The 2,563-nt window shown below is 56.1% G+C and carries 4 protein-coding genes; 3 read left to right on the forward strand and 1 reads right to left on the reverse strand.

Annotation, left to right across the window (positions count from 1 at the left end):
* From ACFPOB_RS24615 to ACFPOB_RS24625, 3 genes are all read left to right on the forward strand, one after another.
* On the forward strand, window positions 1–955 hold a 955-nt coding region (locus tag ACFPOB_RS24615), incomplete at its 5' end, for a hypothetical protein (protein WP_377800980.1).
* The gene (locus ACFPOB_RS24620) at window positions 952–1,452 is read left to right on the forward strand and encodes a hypothetical protein (protein ID WP_377800981.1); all 501 of its coding nucleotides are present in this window, start codon (window positions 952–954) and stop codon (window positions 1,450–1,452) included. The genes ACFPOB_RS24615 and ACFPOB_RS24620, both read left to right, overlap by 4 nt.
* 294 nt (window positions 1,453–1,746) lie before the next feature.
* Window positions 1,747–2,169 (forward strand): Ros/MucR family transcriptional regulator, encoded by a 423-nt coding sequence (locus tag ACFPOB_RS24625; protein WP_377800982.1) that lies wholly within the window; start codon window positions 1,747–1,749, stop codon window positions 2,167–2,169.
* 53 nt (window positions 2,170–2,222) lie between these two features.
* On the opposite strand, the gene ACFPOB_RS24630 is transcribed toward ACFPOB_RS24625, so the two are convergent.
* Window positions 2,223–2,435, reverse strand: coding sequence for a cold-shock protein (locus tag ACFPOB_RS24630; protein ID WP_377800983.1), 213 nt, complete (start codon window positions 2,433–2,435; stop codon window positions 2,223–2,225).
* Window positions 2,436–2,563: the final 128 nt, after the last annotated feature.

Here is a 2,563-nt window from a genome sequence, read left to right on the forward strand (position 1 = left end):
GTCCGATTGTCGTCACCGCGCATGCACCGATCTCCGAACCCCTTCGAAGACAATGAATCACGCCGAATGCCCTGCGGCGAGCGGGTTTTTCAACAGCCTGTTAGGGCTGCGTTTTGACCAACAGATTCGTGAGAGCTTCAGCGTACCTGACGCCGTCATGTCACAGGATCGTTTTCGGATTTACATCGAAACAAAACTGGGAGCCGGCCTCTGGCGGGATCAGATAGAGCGGCACGCCCGCGGGATTGGCCAGGAGAAGCATGAGGCGACCTACCTGATAGGTTTGACGAGGTCGCCGATCGCCGATGCGGAGCAGGAGGCTTTGAAACAAGTCTGTAAGGATCACCACGTCATTTTTGTATCAGTGACGTTTTCTGAGATTCTGGCGGCCGCGAGGTCGGTCTGCGCCGAGCACGAGGTCAACCTCGCTAGTATCATCGATGACTACGAGACATTCCTGGCGAGTGTCGGCCTGCTCGACGATCGTTGGAAACGGCTCGCGGCCGTCGCCTGTGGAACCTCCTACCAGGAGAATGAGACGTACCGCCTATATTACGAAGGCGCCGATCGCCGTTCGAAGGATAGCTGCCGTTTTTTGGGCATCTATAAGAACAAGACCGTTTCGCTTATCGGAGCACCGAGAGCCGTTCTGATCTGCCGGTATGAGAATGGAGTGGTCGTGGTCGAGAAAACGGAAAGTGGCACAGCCTCGGCCGGCGATCTGGATCGGATCAAGAGCGTCATTGAGGGTACAGGGTACTACGACCTAAAGGATGGATCGCTTCGCTTCTATCTCGTCGATGAATGGGCGCCGTGCGACATCAGGAAAGCCAGCGCTGGCGGAATTCGAGCTGTCCGCTACATTGACCTCACGGACTATGTCCCGGAAGCGCTTCTTCGAAACGGGTCGCTTAGGGCGGTCGCCGAGAGATTAAGCGGGATTGCGTTTAAGTGATGCGCCAGATGCCGGTTTCTTGGGGCAATTTCAGCGCACCATTTCTGGATGAGGTGTCCGCCCATCTTCGAGGCAAGCGCGTGCTTGAGGTTTTCGCGGGCAATGGGCTTTTGGCGAAAGGCCTTACCGAGCGGGGAGTGGATATCCGTTCGACCAGTTTGTTTTCAGGCATCGACGGCCACGACCAAGGCATGCATTTCCCGGTCGAAAAAATCGAGGCATCGGATGCGGTTGATCGATACGGACCTTGGGCGGACGCGCTTTTGATGTCTTGGCCTCCCGCCAATGAGGCCGCGGCGAAGTGCGTAGTTCGTTGGGGTAAGGATAGGGACGTGATCTTCATCGGCGAAATGACGCGTCCAGAGCTCGGCTTTGCCGGACTGGGTGGGTGTGGCAGCGACCTTCTGTTCGCAAACACGAGTGTCCACCATAGGTTTTTGAGCTATGTCGGGCGCGGGTTCCTCGATGTTGCCGTCTCGCTTCGGATGATCGAGTAGGCGATCACCAGCGGCTTTCTCAAGTATGGCGGGAAGGATCGGAATCCTGAAGGGTGGCACAGGGAGCGTTTCTCGCCATAACGATTCAATTATTAATGCTCTAAACCCGAGTCATCACGGTCTGGTGAGCCTGTGATTTAGGCCCGTTTTTTGGCCTGAGCACAAAATCACTTTACGTTTCGAGAATTCGGCTTACATGAGTGTGGGTGATTCTGCTGTTTCCCGATCTATCGAGGTGATGGCGAATGACTTCTCACATACATTTTTGGTGAGAGGCGTCTCATGGAGCTAGGAATGTCTGAAAACAATAGCGAGTTTATCGGCCTGGTTGCCGACATCGTTTCTGCCTACGTGGCGAACAACAGCGTGCCGGCGAGTGACCTTCCCGCGCTTATTGCGTCCACACATTCTGCCATCATCGGTCTGAGCGCTGGCGGAGTGGCTGCGCCGGAGCCGGAAAAGCTGACGCCGGCTGTTCCGGTCAAGAAGTCGATCACGCCGGAGTTTTTGATCTGCCTCGACGACGGCAAGAAGTTCAAGTCGCTGAAACGGCATCTGCGTACGCAGTACAATATGAGCCCCGAGGAATATCGCGCTAAGTGGAATCTGCCCGCAGATTACCCCATGGTCGCTCCAGCTTATGCGGAGGCTCGCTCGAACCTTGCTAAGAAGATGGGCCTTGGCCAGCAGCGCCGGAAGCGTGTCGGCGGTCGCTGATCACCTGAAGCTTTGAACCATCGTGTCGCCGGCTGGGCAACCAGCCGGCATTTCTAATTCTGAAGCTTGAGATTGATGGCCGACGTTTTGTCGCCGCGCCGATGGGTTATCAGTTCGTAGGTCACCTTCTGACCCCGGCGAAGTTCTGGCAAGCCTGCAAGCTCGACGACGCTGATGTGGACGAAGGCGTCGGGCCCACCACCATCAGGCCTGATGAACCCATATCCCTTTTCGGAATTGAACCATTTCACCGTCCCTTCGATCATTGCTCCTCGCGGCCATACCTGCGCTGGAGCTAGGCGGTGTGGACGGATTTTACCAAGACGAATGCTGCGGCGAGAGCGACAATGGCTGCGAAATTTCGCTTGGTCTTTTCGCAGCGTAGGGCAACGCG

The organism is Allobosea eneae (assembly GCF_042657265.1).
GTDB classification, from domain to species: domain Bacteria; phylum Pseudomonadota; class Alphaproteobacteria; order Rhizobiales; family Beijerinckiaceae; genus Allobosea; species Allobosea eneae.

Coding starts and splice junctions, on each gene's coding strand:
- ACFPOB_RS24630 (WP_377800983.1), bottom strand. CDS start 2,435: ATGATCGAAGGGACGGTGAAATGGTTCAATTCCGAAAAGGGATATGGG.
- ACFPOB_RS24625 (WP_377800982.1), top strand. CDS start 1,747: ATGTCTGAAAACAATAGCGAGTTTATCGGCCTGGTTGCCGACATCGTT.